Origin of the sequence: Novosphingobium acidiphilum DSM 19966 (assembly GCF_000429005.1) — a bacterium.
GTDB classification, from domain to species: Bacteria; Pseudomonadota; Alphaproteobacteria; order Sphingomonadales; family Sphingomonadaceae; genus Novosphingobium; species Novosphingobium acidiphilum.
The window spans coordinates 58,548-82,023 of the sequence record NZ_AUBA01000003.1 but is presented as its reverse complement, the minus strand read 5'-3'; the positions used below and the strand labels follow the sequence as shown (position 1 = coordinate 82,023).

Genomic DNA, 23,476 nt, shown 5'->3' with positions numbered 1-23,476 from the left:
GGACGATCCGCCTTATTTCCCGATGAACACACCGGGACGTTTTTCGATAAACGCCGCCATGCCTTCAGCCCTGTCATGCGTGCCGGTCAGCACCTGGAACAGCCGACGTTCGAACAGCAGACCCTGATCGAGCGTGGTTTCGAACGCGGCGTTGACCATTTCCTTGTTGGCGATCGCCGCCAGCGGGGGCATCGCGGCGATCGCTGCGGCGGTCTTCAGCGCATCGTCCAGCAGATCGGCCAACGGCACGACGCGCGCGACCAGCCCCGACCGTTCGGCCTCGTGCGCGTCCATCATCCGCCCGGTCAGGCACATCTCCATCGCCTTGGCCTTGCCGATCGCACGCGTCAGGCGTTGCGACCCGCCCATGCCCGGCGCCACGCCCAGCTTGATTTCGGGCTGGCCGAATTTGGCGTTTTCAGACGCGATGATGAAATCGGCCATCATCGCCAGTTCGCACCCGCCGCCCAGCGCAAAGCCGTTGACCGCAGCAATCCACGGTTTGCGTGTGGTCTTGACCAGGTGGCTGGTCCAGCGCGCGAAGAAATCCAGCGCGTAGAAATCCGCCGTCGGCTTGTCGGCCATTTCCTTGATGTCGGCGCCGGCGGCAAAGGCCTTTTCGCCCGCGCCGGTCAAGACCGCGCAGCGTTGCGACGGATCGCCCTCGAACGCGGCGAACGCGGCGATCAGATCCTCGAGCACCACGCTGTTCAACGCGTTGAGCGATTGCGGTCGGTTGAGCGTGATCAGCGTGACGGGCCCACGCGTTTCGACAAGGATCGTTTCATAGCTCATAGGGGTTTCCATTCCTGATCGGCAGGCAGCGGGGCAAAGATCGCATCGAGCAGTTGGTCGGTAACCGCCTCGGGCGTGGGCGGGTCCCAGCGCGGCGCATGATCCTTGTCGATGATCACCGCGCGCACGCCTTCGGCAAAATCGGGCCGCACCAGCACGCGCGCACCGATGCGGTATTCCATCGCCATGTTGGCGGCAAAGTCGGGGCAACGCAGGCTGTCGCGCAACTGCCGCAACGCGACCTTGCAGGTCTGCGGGCTTTTGGTGTTCAGCGTGGTCAGCGCCGCGGTCGCCCATTCACCGCCGTCTGCGGCCAGCGCGGCCAGGATATCCTCGTACCGGTCCGACGCGAACAGCCGGTCGATGGTTTCGGCCTGCGCGGCAATTTTTGATGGTGGCGGCACCGCCGACAGGCGATGCAGGATTGCCGCGGCCCGATCCGGATCGGCGATCAGCGCGGCCTTCGCCTCGTCCAGCGCGGATTGCGGCAGGTAATGCGTAGCAAGCCCGGCCCACAGGCAATCCGCCCCATCGAGCCGCGCCCCGGTCAGCGCCATATACTGCCCCAGCCGCCCCGCCAGCCGCGACAGATACCAGCCGCCCCCGACATCGGGGAACAGCCCGATTCCGGTTTCGGGCATAGCAAGGCGCGTCGCCTCGGTGGCGATGCGGTATGTGGCCGGGCCGGCAATGCCGACCCCGCCGCCCATGGTGATGCCGTCCATGAACGCCAGCACCGGCTTGGGAAAGGTCAGGATCAGATGGTTGAGCTGGTATTCTTCGTAGAAGAACTGGCGCCCCGACGCGCCCTGATCGTTCAGCGCGGATGCGCGCAGGAATGCAATATCGCCGCCCGCACAAAATCCCCGCCCTTCGCCGTGGTCGATCACCACCGCGTCCACTGCCGGATCGTCGCGCCATGCCAGCAATGCCGCGATCATCGCGCGCACCATCGGCAGGGTCAGCGCATGGATCGCCTTGGGCCGATTGAGCGACAGGTGGCCTATACGGCCGGCAATGCGCGCCAGAATTTCGTCGGTCATTTCAGCAGGTCCCGCCCGACAATCATCCGCATCACTTCATTGGTGCCTTCCAGAATGCGGTGGACGCGCAGATCGCGCCAGAACCGTTCGATCGGATAATCCTTCAGATAGCCATAGCCGCCAAACATCTGCAGCGCGCGATCGACAATCGACGAGCCACTGTCGGTTGCCAGCTTTTTGGCCATCGCCGAAAACCGCGTCTTGTCAGGCGCGTCGGCGCTGACTTTGGCGGCCGCCAGGTACAGCAGCGCACGCGCCGCCTCGAGATCGGTAACCATGTCGGCCAGTTGGAACTGCGTGTTCTGAAATTCGCCAATGGTGCGGCCGAATTGCGACCGTGTCTTCACATAGGCCACCGCTTCATCCAGGCAGCGCTGCGCCCCGCCCAGCGAACAGGCGCCGATATTCAGCCGGCCGCCATCGAGCCCCGCCATGGCGATGGCAAAGCCCTGGCCTTCGTCACCCACGCGGTTGGCCACCGGCACACGCACATTGTCAAAATTGACTTGCGCGGTCGGCGATGCGTTCCAGCCCAGCTTGCGCTCGGGCGCGCCGAACGCCACGCCATCCATGTCGCGCTCGATCACCAGGCACGAAATGCCCCTGGGTCCTGCCTCGCCGGTGCGCACCATCGTCACATAGATGTCGTTGACCCCGCCGCCCGAAATGAACTGCTTGGTGCCCGAAACCACATAATGATCGCCGTCGCGCCGCGCAGTGGTGCGCAAGGCTGCGGCATCAGACCCGCTGCCCGGCTCGGTCAGGCAATAACTGGCCATGATGTCCATGCTGACCAGACGCGGCAGGTACTGTGCCTTGACCTCGGCGCTGCCGAACCGATCGATCATCCACGCCGCCATGTTGTGGATCGAGATGAACGCCGCGGTTGTCGGGCAGCCATAGGACAGCGCCTCGAAAATCAGCGCCGACTCAAGCCGGCCCAGCCCGATCCCGCCCGATTGCTCGCTGACATAGATCGCGGCAAAACCAAGCTCGGCTGCGGCGCGGATCGTCTCGCGCGGGAATTCATGGCCCTCGTCCCACCCGGCTGCAAACGGCGTGATCGCATCGGCGGTAAAGCGCCGCGCCATGTCCTGGATGGCGATCTGGTCTTCGGTCAGGCTGAAAGCAGTGGTCATCGCTGAATTCCTATGCGTTGCGCCCGCCCATGACAAAAGTGCGTGGGTGACGCAATGGATGACACGGTGTCAAAGCGCGAACTGCACACCTTGCGCCAGGGGCAACTGCGCTGAATAGTTCACCGTGCTGGTCTGCCGCCGCATATAGCCCTTCCACGCGTCAGAGCCCGATTCACGCCCGCCGCCGGTTTCCTTTTCGCCGCCGAACGCACCGCCGATTTCCGCGCCCGATGGCCCGATATTGATATTGGCGATGCCGCAGTCCGAACCTGCCGCCGACAGGAATTGTTCCGCCTCGCGCAGGTTCAGCGTGAACAGGCACGATGACAGGCCCTGCGGCACCGCGTTCTGCAAGGCGATGGCCTGATCAAGATCGTCATAGCCCACGACATACAGGATCGGCGCAAAGGTTTCGGTGCGCATCGTCGCGGTTTGATCGGGCATTTCGACCAGCGCCGGCCGCACGTAAACTCCACCTGCGGGCACACCTTCGGTCAGGATGTCGCCGCCTGTCACCAGTCCGCCTTCGGCCTGTGCGCTGGCCAGTGCGGCCTGCATCGCATCGCGCGCGGCACCATCGATCAACGGTCCCACCAGCACGCCGGGTGTGCGCGGATCGCCGATGCGCAGGCTGGCATAGGCGCGCTTGACCCGGCCCAGCAGATCATCGCAGATCGAGCGGTGGACGATCAACCGTCGCAACGAGGTGCAGCGTTGCCCCGCGGTGCCCACTGCCGAAAACAGGATCGCGCGCACCGCCATGTCGAGATCGGCCGAGGGGGCCACGATCATCGCGTTGTTGCCGCCCAGTTCGAGAATTGCACGGCCCCAGCGCGCTGCCACCGCGGGGCCGACGTGCGCGCCCATCCGCGTCGAGCCGGTGGCAGAAATCACCGGCACGCCCGGGGCCTCGACCAGCGCGGCGCCCAGGCCGGCCCCGCCGATCACCAGTTGCGCCAGGCCTTCGGGCGCATCGTCGCCAAACCGGGCCAGCGCACGGTCAAAGATCGCCTGCGTGGCCAGCGCGGTCAGCGGGCTTTTCTCCGAAGGCTTCCAGATGACCGGATTGCCGCAGACCAGCGCCAGCGCAGCGTTCCAGCTCCACACCGCGACGGGAAAATTGAACGCCGAAATGATCCCCACCGGGCCAAGCGGATGCCAGGTTTCGCTCATGCGGTGGCCGGGCCGTTCCGACGCGATGGTCAGGCCGTACAGCTGGCGCGACAGGCCAACCGCGAAATCGCAGATGTCGATCATCTCCTGCACTTCACCCAGCCCTTCGCTGGTGATCTTGCCCACTTCGCGCGTGACCAGCGCGCCCAGCTCGGCCTTGGCAGCGCGCAGCTCTTCGCCAAGCAGGCGCACCAGTTCGCCCCGGCGGGGTGCGGGCACCTGCCGCCAGGCGCCAAACGCGGTCTGCGCGCGGTCGATCACTGCCGGCATCGCCCCAGGCGCGGTTTCAACCACGCGGGCCAGCAGCGCACCGTCGATCGGCGAATGCACCGCCAGGGTGCCTTGTGCATGGTCAAAACGGGCAGGCGTCAGGGCATTGGAATTGGTCATGATAGATCCTGTGGCTGGGCTTCAACCAAAGATCGCTTCGCGCACCCAGTCAACCGTCGTTTGTGCCGATTGCAACCGCGCAGTCCCCAGCACGGCCGCCCAATAGCCCTCGGACCCGTCGGCCAGCCGCCATTCGTGCAGGCGGCGCGTCAGGATCTGCACATCGTATTCGGCGGCAATCCCGATCGCGCCGTGCACCGCATGCGCGCTGGCCGCCAGACGCGCGGCCGCGGCCGAGGCGGTGATCTTGGCACTGGCGGCCAGCGCCACCGGCACGGCCAGGCCGCGGCTGGCACCCTGGCGCGCCGCGATGCGCGCGCCAACCATATCCTGCGCCATGACCGCCAGCATCTGCTGGATCGCCTGCTGCCGCCCGATCGGCTTGCCGAATTGCACGCGCGTGTTGGCATGGGCACAGGCCATATCGGTCAGCCGGGCGCCGGCGCCCGCGATCAGCGCGGCGCGCACCACCGCGGCCACGGGGCGCAAGCCGCCGTCGGGCCGGGCAAAGGCGGGCCCCTGCGCCCGGCCGTGCAGCATCATGGCCGAAGAGCCCTGCACCCCGGTGGCCTGCGGTTCGAGCGCAGCCAGCGGCGACAGCACCAGCGTGCGCCCGTCATCGACCAGCGCATGATCGGCAAACCGCGCACCGCACACCGGCAAAGCCTGCGATGTCACCAGCACGATCGGCCCCCGGGGGGCAGCCCCGCCCAGCAATGCCCGCGCGACCATCGTATCGGCCACCGGCACCGGCAGGCCCTGCGCGCCCAGCGTCTCGATCAGCGGCGCAATGGTTGCCAACGACAGCCCGGCCCCGCCCGCATCCTCGGGCACCAGGGCATCAAGGAAACCCGATTCAGCCAGCGCCTGCCACAGCGCCGCGACCGGCGCGCCGTTTTCCAGCGCGCGCACCGCAGCCATGTCGGCCATATCGTCAAGCAAACGCGCAAACGGCCCTTGCAGTTCGGCATCGTGCATCGTCATCGCCCTATCGCAGCCCCATGCCGCGCGCGATAATCCCGCGCAGGATTTCGCGCGTGCCCCCGCGCAGGGAAAAACTGGGCGCAACATGCGTGACGTACAGCAGCGTGCGATACAGTTCTTCCCCCACCGGCTGGTCGGGGTGCGCGGCCAGATCATCGCCGATCACCTGTGGCAATTCCTGTTCGAAGCCGGTGCCGCGATCCTTGACGATGCTGGCTTCGACCACCGGGCTTTCGCCCGCGGCCAGCCGCGCCGTGCAGGCAATCGACATGGCACGCAGCGTGGCCAGTTCTGCGGTCAGCCGTCCCACCAGCGCGGCACAATCGCTGCGCCCTGCCGCCTGCAGATGCTGCACCCAGGCATCGAGCAGAACCACGCTCGAATAGATGCGTTCCGGGCCGGATCGTTCGAACGCCAGTTCGGCGCCGACCTGTTGCCACCCCTGGCCTTCGCCGCCGACCAGCGCATCGTGGCCAAGTGCGACATTGTCGAAAAACACCTCGGCAAAGTGCGCATCGCCGGTCAGATCGACAATCGGCCGGATGGTCACCCCCGGCGCCTTGAGATCGATGATGATCTGCGACAGCCCGGCATGGCGATCGTCCGGGGTGCCCGATGTGCGCACGAGCGCGATCATGTAATCCGAATGCAGCGAATTGGTGGTCCAGATCTTCTGGCCCTTGACCACCCAGCCGGTGGCGGTGCGGTCGGCGCGGGTGCGCACGCTGGCCAGATCCGATCCCGATCCGGGCTCGCTCATCCCGATACAGAACAGCGCTTCGCCCCGGCAGATGCGCGGGATATAGAATTGCCGCTGCGCCTCGGTGCCATAGGCGTGGATCAGCGGCGCCGATTGCCGGTCGGCGATCCAGTGTGCTGCCACCGGCGCGCCCGCGCTCAACAGTTCCTCGACCACCACAAACCGCGCAAACGGCCCGCGTTCGTGCCCGCCATAGGCCCGCGGCAGGGTCAGGCCCAAAAGCCCGGCCTTGCCCAGCGCCCGGCTGAAGCTTGCGTCAAACCCCTGCCATGACCGCGCGCGCCGGTCTGCCGGCAATGCCGCCACGTGCCGCGCCACCAGATCGCGCACCACGGGCCGCAGATCTTCATCCTGTTGCGGCAATTGCGCCAGTGTCAGCGTGTCAAACATCGGTGATCCCCGTGCGATGTGGTTCAATCGCACGATTAAACCACATCGCAAACTGCGCAAGGGCCACTGCCCGGATTGTCAGTGATGGCGCGTGCTGCGCAGATTCCATTGCGCCAGGTTGCCGCGCGTGCGCCCGTAATCAAGCAGGCATGCCATATAGCCGGGATGGAACTGCAACGGGTTTTGCAGTGCCTTGTCCCTGTCGCGCCACCAGCCGCATGTCTGTCCGGCATAGACATGCTGGTCGGGCGGCTCGCCCGGGGTCCCATCGGGATAGACCACGTTCTGGTTGGAAATATAGGCCATGCTCAGCGATCGCGCCGAGGCCTCCACCCGGCCCACCGACAGCTGATAGACCTGCGTTTCCAAAAGGTCCTCAACCGTGCGCTCGGCAAGCGTCAGCGCGCTCCATTTGCTGGCGGGATGGTTCGGATCCTTGTCGGTCGAATGCCAGTAGTTTGTCGCCAGCGACGTGTTGACCACCAGTGTCACGTCGGCATCATCATCGGTATCGGGCAAAAACACCCCAAATCGCGCGCCGCCATCGATGAACAAATGCTCGCGGCTGGCCACTTCGACCGGCTTGCCATCGTCGTCGAATTCGCGAAACCGCAAAGTCACGGGCATGGCGCCGATCGGCACCGATGACGATGCCAGCAACGCCGAAACGTAGGTTTCGCGCACTTTGGTCATGCGATCGGTGCTGTGCCCGCCTGCAAAAGCCTCAAGCGCCAGTTCGGTCATGTCGAGCGCGTAGCCATAGCCATCGTCGACATCGGCCACCCCCACCAGCAGCACCCGCCCGAGACAGGCCTGGGCGGCGACCTGGGCGATCGTGCCTTCGGTGATCATGCGCGTCAGCCGGTCGCGCAACGGGGTCAGCCGGGCGCGCGTGCCCTGGGTGACCACGCTGATACCACCCAGCGGAGCCGGTTTCAGGATGTCGCCTTCGCGGCTGATGCTGTAGGCCAGCGCCAGATCCTCGAGATTGCTGCGCTTTTCCGCCAGCGGCGGTTCCTGGTCCGCGCCGGGCAGGGCGCGCAGGCTGGGCGATTGGCGGTCGACCCATTCGTACGTGCGGTCACCTGCGACGGGCTGGCGCGCCAGAAACACGAATGTTGCCTGCAACGACCCGGTGCTGACGCCTGTCACCACCTCGGGTTCGGGGGGCAACTGGTGCTTGTCCTGCAACCCCAGGAACAGCCCGGCCCCGAATGCGCCGTCCTCGCTGCCGCCCGACAGCACGATCGAGGGGCCCGATGCATGCGGCGCGCGCGCCTTTTGCGCCTGTTCGTGCCCCACCAGCACATCGCAAGTCGCGCGGTTTTGCTCCTGATTGCGCGCACGTGCGTATGCCACCAGCCGCGCCACCGCAGACGGCACCGGCGCTGCGTGCGCCGCGGTGCCCTGCTGGTTGAGATTGGCCGGGATCCGTTTGGCGGAAATCGCGATATTGCCCACCAGTGCCGGGCGCGACTGGGTGCATGCTGCCAACAGGCCCAGCAGCACCGGCGCAAGGAACAGGCGCGCGCTCACGCCGCTTTGACCAGGGCGAGTGCAGGTGCGGTGTCGGGGCCCTGACCCGTGCTGTTCCAGACTTCGACCAGAAACTGGGTGAAGGGATCCTGCGCGATGACCGCAAAGGCATTGCGCAGACCGGCCGGCGGGATCGCCGGTCGCGCGGTCTGATCGGGCGCGGTGGCGGTCCGCAGCGATGCCGTTTGCAGCAATTGATGGCTGGATCCGTCGGGGTCTGTTTCCGCCTCCAGATCGTCGCAGAATTTCCTGATCTCGATCGCGCCGCGCAGACCGATGCCCGCCAGCTGATGCGCGTTGTCATCAAGGTAGACCCACGCGATCGCCTGGCTTTGCACCACGATCACCGCATTGAACGACAGATTGGTGCGCATCGAGATTTGCACCGGGTCGCAATAGGCCAGTTGTGCAATCGTCAGGATATCGCCGTCGGCCAGGCGATCGGCGGTTGGCGGGTCGATCCCGTCGAGTTTGCCCACCTGGTCCTTCAGATGATCGGGGCCGGTTTCCAGCCCCAGCTTGTTGGTGGTGATGCGTTTGAGCAGGACTTGCACTTGCGCCAGGGGAAAGGCGCCGAAGGCAAATGCCAGAAACGGTCCTGACCCGAACGGCGCGATCGACATCACCGCATAGCCCAACGGCACCGCCACAACCAGCCGCAGCGCCGCCGAAAGCACCGCCTGCGGCGGCAGATTGTAGCGCGTGGCGCCATCGAACAGGCTGGACACGACCCAAGCATAGGCGCCGGCAATTGCCGCCATGGCCGGGTCCGGCAATCCGGGTATCGGCGTGGTGATCGTGACGATCGAAGCAATCGACTGACCGCCTGTGCCATTTTCGATCGGCAGTTGACTGACCGCGGTCAATGCTTCGAGCAGCATCAGCGTAAAGGTGATGATGACCAGCAGGATGATCGGAACCGTCAGCCGATATCGCCCGTACCGGTGGTTGTACATTGCTTCGAACAGGTCATCGATATCGGCGTCTTGCGGGATTTCAAAACCGAAATTGTTCCAATAGGCCTGCTTTGCCGCGCGGTTCAGGCTGCTGAAAATATCGGTTTTCTTGATCCCCCAACCCCGCCGGATAAACGCAAGAACCGGATGGCAGCACAGATACGTCAGCACCAGCGCGGCAAACACCGCAAGCGCATAGGCAAACCGTGTCGTCTTTTTGCCATCGAATACAAGATCGGGCGCTTGCGCCGATTGCGGCACGGCCGTTGGTGTCTGCACAACCACAACCTGTGGGCTGTTTTGAGCGACGGCGGCAGCAATTGGCTGTTTTGCGGGCGCATCGATACAATATGCCGCCCCGGGCATTATCAACAAAAACGCCGCAAAAATAAGCATTTTCTGTTTCATGATCGCCCCCGATCAGCGCGAATTGATTCGGCGACTGACAGAATATTCCGCAGCGGGCGCTTGTCGAGCAAAATGACTGGTTAATTGCCGGCCTTGGCACCGTTCAGCATTTGCAGCTTTGCATCGGGTCGATACCACCTTTTCAAGCCGGACGTGCTGGTGCAGACGGCGCACAGCAACCCGATCGAAAGCCGACCCATGACGCGTCCACCCCTGCCGCCGTTCACCGCCGAAACCGCAGCGATCAAGGCACGCGCGGCCGAAGATGCCTGGAACGGCCGCGATCCTGCGCGGGTGGCGCTGGCCTATACGCCCGACAGCCAGTGGCGCAACCGCGCCGAATTCATCACCGGCCGCGATGCGATCGAGGCATTCCTGGTGCGCAAATGGGCGCGCGAGCTGGATTACCGTCTGATCAAGGACGTCTGGGCCCACGCGGAAAACCGCATCGCGGTGCGCTTTGCCTATGAATACCGCGACGACAGCGGCACCTGGTTTCGCGCCTATGGCAACGAAAACTGGCAGTTCGACGCCAATGGCCTGATGGAACGGCGCATCGCCAGCATCAACGAGCACCCGATCGAAGACGCCGCACGCAAATTTCACTGGCCGCTTGGCCGCCGCCCCGACGATCACCCCGGGCTGGGCGATCTGGGTCTGTAGCGGAACAGCAGGATCGCTCTGCCACCATGGCAAAAGTCGCTACGGGCAACATTCTGGTCCAAGGCGATATTCGCGCTTGCCTAAGCCCCGCACCAAACCTAGGGGCGTGCATGTGTCGGGGAGTAGCGCAGCCTGGTAGCGCATCTGGTTTGGGACCAGAGGGTCGCAAGTTCGAATCTTGTCTCCCCGACCACATATCGCTGGCTCATGGTAAAGCACGCCAGGCGCGCCAAGCCCTGCAATCAACTGGCATCTGTCCTGCCGCGCGATTGTTGCCGGCGGTCGATATTTTGAGGGGAACCACAGTGAACCGCATTGTCCCGGCGATTGCGTTTGCACTGTTGGCTACGGCCCCGGCATTTGCGCAGACCGACGATCATGGCGCCGCCCGTCTGAACGGGGACTGGACGCTCGACCTTCGCCCCAGCAGCGACGCCCCCGCCTATATCAAGACAATGACGCTCGACATCACGCCACAAGGCGTTGTCCGCGGCGAATTCTACGATCACATGATCGAGGACGGCCGCGCCTTCGATGCCAAGGGACGCACCTGCTTTGCGTTTCACACCTCCGACAACAGTGGCCCCTACCAGACGTCAGGTTGCCTTGCTGGCGACCGGATCGAAGGGCAAAGCTGGTCCGAAGGCCGGCATTTTCTGCTGACCTGGACAGCAACGCGCAGCGCTGCAAAAAAGTGACCTGGCCCACCTGACCAGCACCGTCAGTTCGCTACGCAAAAATACTTATGAAAAATTAACCAAGTCGGTTTACCAAACAGCATCCAATCCGACTTGCCCCACCGGCAAGTGATCGCGGATGTTTGACTTGGAACCTTGTGCATGCGGCGTTGCGTGGTCATGGCAGGATTGCTGGGTATTTTGCCCGGTCAGGCCATGGCGGCAAGCGGCCAGCACGCGAGCGCGGCAGGCGCCGCATCGAGCACGGTGATTGTTCCGATCACGCTGACCCACAGCGCGGGCGGGGTGTTGAACTTCGGCACGATGACAGTCGGCCCGGGCGGGGGCAATGTCATCGTTACCACCACCGGCACGGGTGTGGCGGTCGGCGCGGTAACGCTGATTTCGAGCGGGGCGGTATCCGCAGACCAGTTCACCGTAACCGGTGATGCCAACCGCAATTTTTCGGTCACCACGGGTGCCGGCTACGTCACGGCCGGATCATCGAGCATGCTGTTTGCCACGTCGCCGTCATCGGGCCAAGCCACGCTTAGCGCGAGCGGCGCGGGCACGTTCAGTGTGGGCGGATCGCTGTCGGTCGGCAGCGGCATAGCGCCCGGAGTTTACCACGGCACGTATACCGTGACAGTCACCTACGACTGACGCGGCCTGGCGCGAACCGTGGCGCAGGGGCGATGGCGCCCCGCGCCACCACGCCGGGCGTGATGGCGCGGGGCGCGATCAGCGGCCTAATGCGCCGCCGGCAGCACCGGGATCATCCAGGTCAGCACATATTGCTGCAGCACGATCAGCACACTCAGGATCGCGGTCAGGACAAAGCTGTGCAGGAAGGTGCGGGCAAAAACCTTGCCCTCCTGGCCCGACATGCCCACCACCGACACGCCTGTGGTGATGTTCTGCGGCGAAATCATCTTGCCCATCACGCCACCCGACGAATTGGCCGCGGCAAACAGCACCGGATTGAGATTCAACTGCTTGGCGGCGACCACCTGCAGATTGCCGAACAGCGCATTGCCCGAACTGTCGCTGCCCGACAGCATCACCGCGATCCACCCCAGGAACGGCGACAGGAACACAAACAACGCGCCGGTGGCGGCAACGCCGGCACCCAGGCTGTAGGCCAGGCCCGAATAGTTCATCAGATAGGCCAGGCCCATCACGAACATGACGGTCATGATCGCCATCCACGTCTGCCGCGCGGTGCGCACCGCACAGCGGACAAAGGCGGCGGGCGACAGGCCGACCAGCAGGGTCGTCACAAGGCAGGCAACCAGGATCGCGGTGCCGGTGGCCAGCGGCTGGAATGCCCATACCGCCTCATAAGGCTTGCCATGGTACAGCGTGATCGAAATCGCCTTGTCCAGGCCGGGCCAGGCGATCTTTTTCTGGCCGATCGCGGCAATCTTGTTGTCGGTCCAGATAATCACCGTGGCGGTCACCACGATCCACGGCAGCCAACCTTTCCACGGCGCAACGGTGCTGTTGCCGGCAACAGCGGTCAGCGCTTCGTCCCGGATGGCAAATTCCGGATCGTGGGCAGGCGTCCATACCTTGAGGAACAGCAACGTGACGATCAGCGAACCCATCGATGCGAACACATCGGTCAGCGAATAATCGAGATAGTTCGACGAATAGAACTGCGCCACGGCAAAGCTGCCGCCTGCCACCAGCAGCACCGGCCACAGCGCCTTGACCGAACGCCACCCGCCATAGACCGCGATCACGTAGAAGGGCAGGATCAGCGCGATGAACGGCAATTGCCGGCCGATCATCATGCCCAGTTGCGCCGCGGGCAGCGATGTCACCGAGCCCAGCACGGTAACCGGAATGCCCAGCGCCCCGAACGCCACCGGCGCGGTATCGAACATCAGCACGAACACCAGCGCATCGAGCGGCTTCATCCCGACCATGATCAGCATCGCGCTGGTGATCGCCACCGGTGTGCCAAATCCCGACACGCCTTCAAGCAGTGCCCCAAAGCAGAACCCGATCACCACCAGCACCACGCGCCGGTCGTTGGGCACATTGAGGATCAGCCATCGCCGCAGCGCCTCGAAATAGCCCGATTCGACCGAAATATTGTACAACAACAGCGCCGCCACCACGGTCCACATCACCGGCCACGCGGCAAAGACCGCGCCGTTGGCAATGGCATCAAGCGCCAGGCCCACCGGCATCTGCCAGGCGGTAACCGCCACCAGCAGCCCGACCACCAGCCCCGCCAGCGCCGCCTGCCAGGCCGGCCGGCGCAACACGCCCAGCAGGATCAGCACGGTCAATACGGGTAAAGTGGCAATGATGAAGGACAGCCCCAGGCTGCCCCCCACCGGTGTAACTAGTTGTGCAAACATTGTCGGCTACCCTCTCGTCATACGCGGCATGTTGTTGTTCTTATGCCGCACCCCACCGCGTGATCTCAGATTGCAACGGCTGCGCGCAGCTTTGCCCGGGCGCGGAACTTGTGCAACAGCGGCTCGGTATAGCCGCTGGGCTGTTCCACCCCTTCGAACACCAGCGCGCGCGCCGCCTGATAGGCCAGGCTGGTATCGGCATGGCCGGCCATCGGCTGATACACCGCATCGTCTGCGTTCTGCGCATCCACTTTGACCGCCATCCGTGCCAGCGCCGCATCGACATCATCGGCCGAACACACCCCGTGGACCAGCCAGTTGGCCATATGCTGCGACGATATGCGCAAAGTGGCGCGGTCTTCCATAAGACCAATGTCGTGGATATCGGGCACTTTCGAGCAACCGATGCCCTGGTCGACCCAGCGCACGACATAGCCCAGGATGCCCTGGGCATTGTTGTCGAGTTCGTCGCGAATGTCCTGGTCCGACCAGTTCCGGCCTTGGGCCAGCGGAATGGTCAGCAGTTGCGCAAGCGCCGGCACAGGCTCTGCCGCCAGCGCCTGCTGCACGGCAAACACATCGACCATGTGATAATGCATCGCATGCAACGTGGCGGCGGTCGGGCTGGGCACCCAGGCGGTGTTGGCGCCCGATCGGGGGTGGCCGATTTTCTGGTCGAGCATGTCGGCCATGCGATCGGGCGCGGCCCACATCCCCTTGCCGATCTGTGCGCGGCCCGACAGGCCGCAGGCCAGACCGATCCGCACATTGCGATCTTCATAGGCCTTGATCCAGGCGCTGTCCTTCATCGCGGCCTTGCGCACCATCGGCCCGGCCTGCATCGAGGTGTGCATTTCATCGCCGGTGCGATCGAGGAAGCCGGTGTTGATGAACACCAGGCGCCCCTGCACTTGCGCAATGCACGCCGCCAGATTGGCCGACGTACGACGTTCCTCGTCCATCAAACCGATCTTGATCGTGTGCCGGTCAAGCGTCAGCAGATCTTCGACCGCATCGAACAGATCGTTGGCAAAGGCGGCTTCGTCGGGCCCGTGCATCTTGGGTTTGACGATATAGATCGACCCCGCCTGCCCGTCCTTTGACCGGCTGTTGCGCAACGCGCCGGTGCCCCTGATGTCGTGCATCCCGATCAGCCCGGTGACAATCGCATCAAGGATGCCTTCGGGCGCTTCGCTGCCATCGGCCAGCAGCACCGCAGGCGTCGTCATCAGGTGGCCGACATTGCGCGCAAACAGCAGAGCACGGCCATGCAGCGCCAGCGCGGTGCCATCGGGCGCGGTGTAGTGACGATCGCCATTGAGCGTGCGCGTCATGGCGCGGCCACCCTTGTCGAACGTGTCCGACAGATTGCCCAGCATCAGGCCCAGCCAGTTGGCATAGGCAGCGACTTTGTCGTCGGCATCGACTGCCGCAACCGAATCCTCGAAATCGACAATCGTCGACAGCGCGGATTCAAGCACGATATCGGCAATCCCCGCGGCATCGGTCGACCCGATGGCCGAGCCGCGATCGATCACCAGTTCGATATGCAGACCATTGTGGCGCAGCAGGATCGCCTCGGGCGCTGCGGCGTCGCCGCGCCACCCGGCCAGCGCCGCGGGGTCGGCCAACGCCGGCACGAGCGCGCCGGCTGCGATCGTATAGCCTGCAACATCGGCATGGCTGCCCGATGCCAGCGGCACCGCGGAATCAAGAAACCGGCGCCCGCGCGCCACGACCTGGGCCCCGCGCTGGGCGTCATACCCTTTGCCCTGCGCCTTGCCCGGCAGCGCATCGGTGCCATACAGGGCATCGTACAGGCTGCCCCAGCGGGCGTTGGCGGCATTCAGCACAAACCGCGCGTTCAGCACCGGCACGACGAGCTGCGGCCCGGCCATCCGCGCGACTTCGGCATCGACCTGATCGGACGTGATCGCAAACGGGGCAGGCTCGGGCACCAGATACCCGATATCATGCAGAAACGCGGTATAGGCCGCCATGTCGATCGGCGCGCCGCGATGCGCCACGTGCCAGGCATCGATCTGCGCCTGCAAAGTGTCGCGAAATGCCAGAAGCCGGGCGTTTTCGGGCGCAAACTGGGCAAAGATTTCGGCCGCGCCGTCCCAGAATGCCGCCGCCGTGATCCCCGTGCCGGGCAAGGCGCGGGTTTCGATGAACTGCACCAGCGTGTCGGCAACCTTGATGCCGGATTTTTCAACATACTGCGTCATCACAGGACCTTTCACGCGTTGAGGCCGGCGGCGGCAATGCCGGCCAGCGCACACAATTCATCGTTGTCCGAGGTATCGCCCGAAATCCCGACACCGCCGATCGCGATGCCCGCACCATCGCGCACGATCACGCCGCCGGCGACGGGGACCAGGCCATACGGCGCCAAGGGCGCGACGCTGCCGATGAAATGCGGGCGATCGACCGCCATTTCGCCCAGCGTGCGCGACGATACGCCCATGGCCACGGCGCCCGCCGCCTTGCCCTGCGCCACCGCCGGGCGGATCGCGGGCGAGGCATCGCTGCGCTGCAAGGCGATCAGGCTGCCGCCGGCATCGACCACGGCCACGGTCAGCGGCTTGAACCCGGCGTCGCGGGCTTTGGCCAGGGCACCGGCGACGATCGCATTGGCCTGTTCGAGTGTGAGCACCGACATCAAAAACCTTTCCTGAAAACGAAAATCAAAGCTGTGCGGGGCGCGGGCCGCCATGCGCCCAGTCGATCAGTTCGATGGTGTGGACGACAGGCGTCTGCGTCCGCTGGCCGATCTGCACCGCGCAGCCGACATTGCCCGCCGCGATCACATCGGCGCCAAGCCGTTCGATATGGGCAACCTTGCGCTGGCCGATCCGGTCGGCAAGTTCGGGCTGAAGGATATTGTAGACCCCGGCCGAACCACAGCACAGGTGCGCCTCGGCGGGGGTGACCACGTCATACCCGGCCTCGATCAGCAGGCGTTTGGGCACTTCGGTCACCTTCTGGCCGTGCTGCAACGAACAGGCCGCGTGATAGGCAACGCGCAACGGTGCGCCCGTTCTGGCCGGGGGTGCGGGCAGCGCGATCTGGCCCAGAAATTCGCTGATATCGCGGGCCAGTGCCGAAAAATGCGCGGCGCGCGCGGCATAGGCGGGATCATCGCGCAACAGGTGGCCATAATCCTTGACCGACGTGCCGCAGCCCGACGTGGTGATCAGGATGGCAGCAACAGGGCCCTGGCATTCGGCGCCGGTCCAGGCATCGATATTGCGGCGCGCGGCGGCCAGTGCGGCGTCCTTGTGCCCCATGTGGTGCACCAGCGCGCCACAGCAGCCTTCGCCTTTGGCCAGGACGACATCGTATCCGGCGCGCGCCAGCACGCGCAAGGTCGCCGCACGGATGGCCGGTTTCAGCACCGGTTCGGCACAGCCCTGCAACAGGATCACGCGGCCCGCGGGCACCTGCACGGGCATCGGCGCAGGCGCCTGGGCCACGGCGTCGCGCGCCGGGATCAGCGCCAGCATCGCCCCCAGCGGCGGCGATATCCTGCCCAGCAGCCCGGCCAGCGGCCGCGCCATGCGCCCCAGCGCGATGGCTGCGCGAAACCGCGCCGGATAGGGCAGCACGCGCGCCAGCACCCAGCGCAGCATCCGGTCGGGCAACGGCCGGGTGTAGGTATCGGTGATATAGCTGCGCGCATGATCGACCAGGTGCATATAGTTTACACCCGACGGGCAGGTGGTCATGCATGACAGGCACGACAGGCAGCGATCGATATGCTTGACAACTTCGGCGCTGGGCTTGCGCGCGTTTTCCAGCATGTCCTTGATCAGATAGATCCGCCCGCGCGGGCTGTCGAGTTCATCGCCCAGCAGCACATACGTCGGGCATGTCGCGGTGCAGAACCCGCAATGCACGCATTTGCGGATCACCCCTTCGGCGACGGCGGTATCGGGATCGGCCAGCGCCGCCGGAGAAAATTGCGTCTGCATCTTATGAATCCCCGAACCGGCCGGTTTCGAACACGCCATCGGGATCAAACGCGCGCCGCACCCGGGCCTCAAGCGCCGCCACCGCAGGGGCCTGGGGATGGCGCGCGGGGATCCGGCCGCGCGTGGCGGCATCGGCGCGCACCAGATCGGCATGACCGCCCGCCGCCTCGACCAACGACCGCAGCGCGCCATCGGCCCGCGTGCCAACCCACAACAGCCCGCCCGCCCAATCCATCAGCCAGCGCGCGCCGGTCAATTCCAGCGCCTCGATCAGGCCGGGCGCATGGCCCGCGGGCACGATCACGCGCCACAACAGCGGCGCATCGGCCAGCGCGGCCAGATCGCGAAAGCCCTGCCAGAAGGCCGTGGCCGCATCCGCATCCAGCGCACCCAACACTCCGGTATCAGCCAGCAGGCCTTCGAGCAGCGCGCGCCGCGCCGCCACCGACGCGGCAAACCCCTCCAGCCGCAGCGCGGTCCGGCGCGCGATCGGATCGTGCGCCGCGGCCGCAACCGCGCCTTGCGAACCCAGCGCCCTGCTCATCGCCAGGACCGCCGCGGCGGGGTTCAGCCCGTCGATCACCAGCGTCTGCTGCATTTCGGCGCGCGGCAGCGTCTTTACGTGCAGTTCGGTCAGCGCGAACATCCGCCCCCAGCTGCCGCAGGCGATCTTGGGCAGATCGTAGCCGGTGACATTCTTGGTAACCCTGGCGCCTGCGACAAACGCTTCGCCCCGCCCGGACACCGCCGCAAACCCCAGCAGGTGATCGCGCGCCTGCCCGCGCGACAGGCGGCGCGATCCGGCCACGCCCGCTGCGATCACCCCGCCGATCGTCGCCGCGCCCCCGGCACATCCGTGGATCGGGCCATGATCGAACGGTTCGAACGCCAGCATCTGCCCGTGTGCGGCAAGCAGCGTTTCCACCTCGGCCAGCGGCGTGCCGGGGCGCACGGTCAGCACCAGTTCGGCCGGATCATAATCGACGATCCCTGCAAAGCCGCGCATGTCGACCCGCGTCACCGGACCGGTCGGCACCGCCCCGAACGCAGCCTTGCTGCCCCCGCCGCACAGCGCCAGCCGGGTCGCGCCGGCGCGCGCGGCCGCGACCAGCGCGACAAGGTCCGCAGCATCGCGCGGGCAGGCCATGGTGACAGACGCCATCAAAACCTCGGCAGATCGGGAAAGGCGGTCTGGCCGTGATGCACGTGCACCCGGCCCTGTTCGGCACAGCGGTGCAGCAGCGGAAACACTTTGCCCGGGTTGAGCAGGCCATCGGGATCGAACGCGGCCTTCAGGCTGCGCTGTTGCGCCAGTTCGCCATCGGTGAACATTGCGGGCATCAGATCGCGCTTTTCCACGCCCACGCCGTGTTCACCGGTCAGCACGCCGCCCACTTCGACACACAGCCGCAGGATATCCGCGCCAAACGCTTCGGCCTGTTCCAGCTGGCCCGCAATATTGGCGTCATACATGATCAGCGGGTGCAGATTGCCGTCGCCGGCGTGAAACACATTGGCCACGCCCAGCCCGTATTGCGCCGACAGATCGGCCATCCGCCGCAGCACGTGCGCCAGCTGGCGGCGCGGGATCGTGCCATCCATGCAATAATAATCGGGCGACAGGCGCCCCACGGCCGGAAACGCCGCCTTGCGCCCGGCCCAGAAATTCAGCCGGTCGGCCTCGGTTTCCGATATGCGGCAGCTGGTGCAGCCAAAGCCCTGGGTGATCGCGCGCACCGCATCGATCAGGTGATCGCATTCGGCCTGCGGCCCGTCGAGTTCGATGATCAGCAGCGCCTCGGCATCAAGCGGATAGCCGGCGTGCACAAACGCCTCGGCCGCGTGCGTTGCCGCCTTGTCCATCATTTCCATGCCCGCCGGAATGATCCCTGCGGCAATGATGGCCGCCACCGCCTGGCCCGCCGCCTCAACCCCGGCAAACCCGATCAGCAGCGCGCGCGCGGTTTCGGGGCGCGGCAGGATCGCCACGGTCACCTCGGTCACCACGCCCAGCAGCCCTTCGGACCCGACCACCAGGCCCAGCAGATCAAGCCCCGCCGCCTCGAACGTGGCCCCGCCCAGCCGCACCACTTCGCCGTCGATCAGGACCATTTCCACGCCCAGCACGTTGTTGGTGGTCAGGCCGTATTTCAGGCAGTGCACACCGCCTGAATTTTCCGCGACATTGCCACCGATCGAACAGGCGATCTGGCTCGACGGATCGGGCGCGTAATAAAATCCTGCATCCTCGACCGCGCGCGTGATCGCCAGGTTGGTGACCCCGGGCTGGGTCACCACGATACGATCCTGATAATCGATCGACAGAATGCGGTTGAACCGCCCCATGCCCAGCAGCACCGCATCGGCCAGCGGCAGCGCCCCGCCCGACAGCGATGTGCCCGATCCGCGCGGCACGACCTTGATGCCCTGTTGGTGGCACCAGCGCAGGATCTGCGCCACTTGCGCGGTGGTCTGCGGCAGCACGGTCAGCAACGGCGGCTGGCGATAGGCGGTCAGCCCGTCGGATTCGTAAACGCGCAGCGCATCGGGATCATCGATCACGCCATCGGGCACGATGGCCCGCAAGGCCCGCGCGATCGCGGCGCGGCGGGCCACGACCTGGTGATCGACGGGGGGCATGGCAAGCATGGCACAGTCTCCGAAGGCCCGACACGCAAAGCCCGTGCACGGTACTAGACAAGCGCGGGACCACTCGGTAGCGGGAAAAAATAACATTCACTCTTTCTTGAAAAGAACGAATGACCGACGCGATCGACTATGATCTGTTTGCCCGCATCGCCGAACTGGGCAGCATTTCCGCAGCCGCCGCGCGGCTGGGCATATCGCCACCGATGGCGTCAAAGCGCCTGGCCCGGCTTGAGGCGCGGCTGGGCACCAGGCTGATCAACCGATCGACCCGGCGCATCGCCCTGACCGCCGCAGGGCAGCAATTTCGCGATGATGCCGTGGCCATCCTGAACGCGATCCACAGCGCAGAGGCGCGGGCCGCGGGCACGACGCAGACCCTGTCGGGCCCGTTGCGGGTTTCGGCACCCACGTCGTTTGGCCGGATGCACATCGCGCCCTATCTCAAACCGTTTCTGGATGTGCATCCGCAGATCGAATTCACGCTCGATCTGGCCGACAGCTTTGTCGATGTGCTGGCCGACGGGATCGATGTGGCGGTGCGGATCGCCGGCACCGTGCCCGCTGCGCTGCATTCCACCGTGCTGGCCCCCAATCGCCGCATCCTGTGCGCAGCACCCGCCTATCTCGCGCACCACGGCGCGCCACAAAGCCTGCGCGATCTGCACCATCACAAATTGCTGGCCGCCCAGGGCCAGTCACCCTGGCGCCTGGCGGGGCCCGAGGGCCGCGTGACATTCGACGTGAAATCGGCGGTGCAGACCAATTCGAGCGAAGTCGTGCGCGAACTGGCGCTGACCGGCCTTGGCATCGCGCTGCGATCGTTGTGGGATGTAACCGCCGATCTGGCCAGCGGCCGGCTGGTGCAAGTGCTGAACAGCCACCAGGGCCTGCCCGATGTGCACATCCACGCCGTCCATCTGCGCAGCCCCGCCCAACCCCGCCGCGTGACCGCGTTCATCGACCACCTGCGCGCCCTGTATCAGCCAATCCCGCCGTGGGAACGGCCGATTGAGCCCTCGTCCTGAAAGGCGCAGAGGCTCAGCCAGCATGCCCAAGTTCCGCACAGGAAGCCGCAGCACCGCATAGGTTTTACGCAAGCACCGAACGCCAGGGAATGGGCGAAACCTGCCCTTTCATTCGATCAATTCCATGACGGAGATTGGGCCGACACCTGAAGGGCAGGAATTCGCAGCGATCGGAAAAAAGCTGTCCTGCGAGTTGCGCCCCAATTGCAGAAATCCAGCCTGCCGTTATAATTATGCTGCGGATGCCCTGGCGGAGCTCATCATGATAGACGGCGAGAGTCGGATTTGGCGCGGCCCAAAGCACAAGGCGCTATACTTTTTTGCGATCACAGCGTTGTTTGCGATATCCATTGGGTTACTCGTGCGCGGCTTATTGTAGGCAAATCTGCTTCGGGGCGGCCCATTGGCCGACTCCGGCAGGAGCAACCGTTGGCGGTAGCTGATCTGAATGACCGGGTCTGGTTGTTAGCGGCCGAACGCTCATCGCGTTTTCGAACGGCGGCCATTGCAAAGTCGAAACCATAAACCTGCCAGTCCGCAAACCTCCACTTTCCGACATAGCGACGCCTGCGGTCGTTCCCTGACTGCTGACCAGCGACTTCGGCTTGATTTTGGCCAAGACCCGACATTCAGCTAACGCCCCAATTGCAGAAATCCAGCCTGCCGTTATAATTATGCTGCGGATGCCCTGGCGGAGCTCATCATGATAGACGGCGAGAGTCGGATTTGGCGCGGCCCAAAGCACAAGGCGCTATACTTTTTTGCGATCACAGCGTTGTTTGCGATATCCATTGGGTTACTCGTGCGCGGCTTATTGTAGGCAAATCTGCTTCGGGGCGGCCCATTGGCCGACTCCGGCAGGAGCAACCGTTGGCGGTAGCTGATCTGAATGACCGGGTCTGGTTGTTAGCGGCCGAACGCTCATCGCGTTTTCGAACGGCGGCCATTGCAAAGTCGAAACCATAAACCTGCCAGTCCGCAAACCTCCAATTTTTGCCGATTGCACGGCTTTCGGCTTTCTCCATGTGCGGCCATCGGGTGAAGCCCGACAGCCGCATTGATCGTCAAATTTCGGTGCGCTCGGCGAGGATGAGTGCGTCCTCTATGTCGACACCCAGATAGCGGACAGTGTTCTCGATCTTGGTGTGGCCGAGCAGGATTTGCACCGCGCGCAGGTTGCCCGTCGCCCGATAGATCATCGCTGCCTTGGTGCGGCGCATCGAATGCGTGCCATAGTCCTCGCGCCGCAAACCGATGGCCGTGACCCACTCGTCCACGAGCCGGGCATATTGGCGAGTGCTCATCGGTCGGCAACGATCCAGACGACTCGGGAACACAAAATCGTGGGCGGTCCCACCGCGACGATTCAGCCATGAAGCAAGGCTGCCCCTAACGTCGCTTGTCAGCTCGAATTGCACTGGCCGACCAGTCTTCTGCTGGATTACGATAGCTCGGGTCCGGATATCAGGGCCAGCCACAAGGTCGCCGATCTTGAGTTTCACGAGATCGCAGCCACGCAACTTGCTGTCGATCGCCAGGTCGAAAAGCGCGCGATCGCGAAGCCGCTCCTCGCGGTCGAGGTAGAAGCGGATTGCCCAAATCTGCTTCTGCGTGAGCGGGCGCTTCGTGCCAACCATTTTTCCAGCATTCCATGCCACACGGTTTTGCATGGCCGGGTCTAAGTGCGAATAGGTCATCGTCATTCTCCTTGGCCGTCATTGGCCAATGAGAAAGGACGGAGCATACCGGCAATGCCGACACCGCTGCGGTGCATCCGGCATGGCCGCTTTCAGGTAATGCGTTCATCGCTGCTAATGACCGAGATTGGGGCGCATAGTTGCCGATACCCCAAAGACTGGAATTCGGTGCAACCTGCCAGCTGCCAATTTGCGCCCGCACGTTGCCGAAGGCAGCCTTGCCCCGGATTTCGTCCGGGACGGCGAGGGATTTTTCTTGGCCTGCGGGCGTTTGCTGCCAGGCGGGTTGCGATTTCCGCATGGACCCAAGCTGCCGGCAACGCCAAGCCGGATTTTGCTCGCGCGGCCTCGCACGATCGCACATGCCGTTATCGGGCGCTTCAGTATTGTTTGTAAGGCAGGAACTTGCCCGACATGGCGATGGCCACGCGGTCGCCGGCCGGGTCGGGTTCGCGGGTCAGGTCCATGCGGAAATCGATCGCGCTCATGATGCCGTCGCCGAATTCCTCGTGGATCAGCGCCTTGAACGTGGTGCCATAGACCGCGACCAGTTCGTAAAAGCGATAGATCAGCGGGTCGGTCGGCACCGCATCGGGCAGCGATCCGCGATAGGGCGCCTGTTGCAGCAGCTTGATCTCGAAGTCGGTCAGGCCAAGTTCGGCGCCGATCGCGTGTGCGGCCGCGGCGGGCAAGGCCTGCTGGCCCATCAGCGCGGCGGTCACGAATTCCTTGGACAGGCCATTGGCGAGCGCGGCCAGGCCCGCCCAGGTCAGATCGCGCTCGATCTTGGTCCGCACGATTTTTTCGGTCAGTTCGGCACGCATCGCAATCGTCATTGGCCA

At 64.8% G+C, this 23,476-nt stretch carries 20 protein-coding genes and 1 tRNA gene; 5 read left to right on the top strand and 16 right to left on the bottom strand.

The features are described 5' to 3' along the window. Window positions 1-12: 12 nt before the first annotated feature. The 8 genes from G404_RS0103130 to G404_RS17875 form a co-directional block, all read right to left on the bottom strand. Window positions 13-795, bottom strand: a complete 783-nt coding sequence (locus G404_RS0103130) for an enoyl-CoA hydratase-related protein (RefSeq protein ID WP_028639797.1) — start codon at window positions 793-795, stop codon at window positions 13-15. After that, window positions 792-1,838, bottom strand: coding sequence for an enoyl-CoA hydratase/isomerase family protein (locus G404_RS0103125; RefSeq protein ID WP_028639796.1), 1,047 nt, complete (start codon window positions 1,836-1,838; stop codon window positions 792-794). Before G404_RS0103125 ends, G404_RS0103130 begins: the two co-directional genes overlap by 4 nt. Continuing rightward, window positions 1,835-2,977, bottom strand: coding sequence for an acyl-CoA dehydrogenase family protein (locus G404_RS0103120; RefSeq protein WP_028639795.1), 1,143 nt, complete (start codon window positions 2,975-2,977; stop codon window positions 1,835-1,837). The genes G404_RS0103125 and G404_RS0103120 overlap by 4 nt, the downstream gene beginning before the upstream one ends. Window positions 2,978-3,046: 69 nt before the next feature. Continuing rightward, window positions 3,047-4,540, bottom strand: a complete 1,494-nt coding sequence (gene amaB / locus G404_RS0103115) for an L-piperidine-6-carboxylate dehydrogenase (protein WP_028639794.1) — start codon at window positions 4,538-4,540, stop codon at window positions 3,047-3,049. A gap of 21 nt (window positions 4,541-4,561) precedes the next feature. Then, window positions 4,562-5,518, bottom strand: coding sequence for an acyl-CoA dehydrogenase family protein (locus G404_RS0103110; RefSeq protein ID WP_028639793.1), 957 nt, complete (start codon window positions 5,516-5,518; stop codon window positions 4,562-4,564). A gap of 10 nt (window positions 5,519-5,528) precedes the next feature. Then, window positions 5,529-6,674 (bottom strand): acyl-CoA dehydrogenase family protein, encoded by a 1,146-nt coding sequence (locus tag G404_RS0103105; protein ID WP_028639792.1) that lies wholly within the window; start codon window positions 6,672-6,674, stop codon window positions 5,529-5,531. 78 nt (window positions 6,675-6,752) lie between these two features. After that, window positions 6,753-8,210, bottom strand: coding sequence for a patatin-like phospholipase family protein (locus G404_RS0103100; RefSeq protein WP_245584364.1), 1,458 nt, complete (start codon window positions 8,208-8,210; stop codon window positions 6,753-6,755). Further along, complete coding sequence (locus tag G404_RS17875) at window positions 8,207-9,445, bottom strand: hypothetical protein (protein ID WP_156906171.1); 1,239 nt, start codon at window positions 9,443-9,445, stop codon at window positions 8,207-8,209. Before G404_RS17875 ends, G404_RS0103100 begins: the two co-directional genes overlap by 4 nt. Window positions 9,446-9,772: 327 nt before the next feature. Here G404_RS17875 and G404_RS0103090 point away from each other — a divergent pair, with 327 nt between their 5' ends. The 4 genes from G404_RS0103090 to G404_RS17870 all read left to right on the top strand — a co-directional run bounded on the left by G404_RS0103090 (window position 9,773) and on the right by G404_RS17870 (window position 11,577). Next, complete coding sequence (locus G404_RS0103090; protein WP_028639790.1) at window positions 9,773-10,237, top strand: nuclear transport factor 2 family protein; 465 nt, start codon at window positions 9,773-9,775, stop codon at window positions 10,235-10,237. Window positions 10,238-10,353: 116 nt separating this feature from the next. Then, window positions 10,354-10,430: transfer RNA gene (locus G404_RS0103085), tRNA-Pro, on the top strand. A gap of 112 nt (window positions 10,431-10,542) precedes the next feature. Continuing rightward, entirely contained in the window at window positions 10,543-10,935 is a 393-nt protein-coding gene (locus tag G404_RS0103080) for a hypothetical protein (protein ID WP_051280087.1), read from the top strand. Between the two features lie 159 nt (window positions 10,936-11,094). Beyond that, window positions 11,095-11,577, top strand: a complete 483-nt coding sequence (locus tag G404_RS17870) for a DUF4402 domain-containing protein (RefSeq protein WP_051280084.1) — start codon at window positions 11,095-11,097, stop codon at window positions 11,575-11,577. A gap of 86 nt (window positions 11,578-11,663) precedes the next feature. On the opposite strand, the gene G404_RS0103070 is transcribed toward G404_RS17870, so the two are convergent. The 6 genes from G404_RS0103070 to G404_RS0103045 all read right to left on the bottom strand — a co-directional run bounded on the left by G404_RS0103070 (window position 11,664) and on the right by G404_RS0103045 (window position 19,912). Beyond that, entirely contained in the window at window positions 11,664-13,286 is a 1,623-nt protein-coding gene (locus tag G404_RS0103070) for an L-lactate permease (RefSeq protein WP_028639788.1), read from the bottom strand. 65 nt (window positions 13,287-13,351) lie between these two features. Then, window positions 13,352-15,517, bottom strand: coding sequence for a malate synthase G (locus tag G404_RS0103065; protein ID WP_028639787.1), 2,166 nt, complete (start codon window positions 15,515-15,517; stop codon window positions 13,352-13,354). Window positions 15,518-15,528: 11 nt separating this feature from the next. Next, complete coding sequence (locus G404_RS0103060) at window positions 15,529-15,951, bottom strand: GlcG/HbpS family heme-binding protein (RefSeq protein ID WP_028639786.1); 423 nt, start codon at window positions 15,949-15,951, stop codon at window positions 15,529-15,531. A gap of 25 nt (window positions 15,952-15,976) precedes the next feature. After that, window positions 15,977-17,263: a glycolate oxidase subunit GlcF gene (gene glcF, locus G404_RS0103055; protein WP_028639785.1), complete on the bottom strand. Its 1,287-nt coding sequence runs from the start codon at window positions 17,261-17,263 to the stop codon at window positions 15,977-15,979. A 1-nt stretch (window position 17,264) separates the two neighbouring features. Then, window positions 17,265-18,425, bottom strand: a complete 1,161-nt coding sequence (locus G404_RS0103050; protein WP_051280082.1) for an FAD-binding protein — start codon at window positions 18,423-18,425, stop codon at window positions 17,265-17,267. Continuing rightward, the gene (locus G404_RS0103045) at window positions 18,425-19,912 is read right to left on the bottom strand and encodes an FAD-linked oxidase C-terminal domain-containing protein (protein WP_036520192.1); all 1,488 of its coding nucleotides are present in this window, start codon (window positions 19,910-19,912) and stop codon (window positions 18,425-18,427) included. The genes G404_RS0103050 and G404_RS0103045 overlap by 1 nt, the downstream gene beginning before the upstream one ends. Before the next feature lie 110 nt (window positions 19,913-20,022). Here G404_RS0103045 and G404_RS0103040 point away from each other — a divergent pair, with 110 nt between their 5' ends. After that, a complete protein-coding gene (locus G404_RS0103040) occupies window positions 20,023-20,937 on the top strand; it encodes a LysR family transcriptional regulator (RefSeq protein ID WP_028639782.1) in 915 nt (304 codons plus the stop codon). Between the two features lie 1,064 nt (window positions 20,938-22,001). Here the strand turns inward: G404_RS0103040 and G404_RS0103030 are convergent. Continuing rightward, complete coding sequence (locus G404_RS0103030; protein ID WP_028639780.1) at window positions 22,002-22,634, bottom strand: tyrosine-type recombinase/integrase; 633 nt, start codon at window positions 22,632-22,634, stop codon at window positions 22,002-22,004. Window positions 22,635-23,014: 380 nt separating this feature from the next. After that, window positions 23,015-23,470, bottom strand: a complete 456-nt coding sequence (cynS, locus tag G404_RS0103025; RefSeq protein ID WP_245584363.1) for a cyanase — start codon at window positions 23,468-23,470, stop codon at window positions 23,015-23,017. Between the last annotated feature and the right edge of the window lie 6 nt (window positions 23,471-23,476).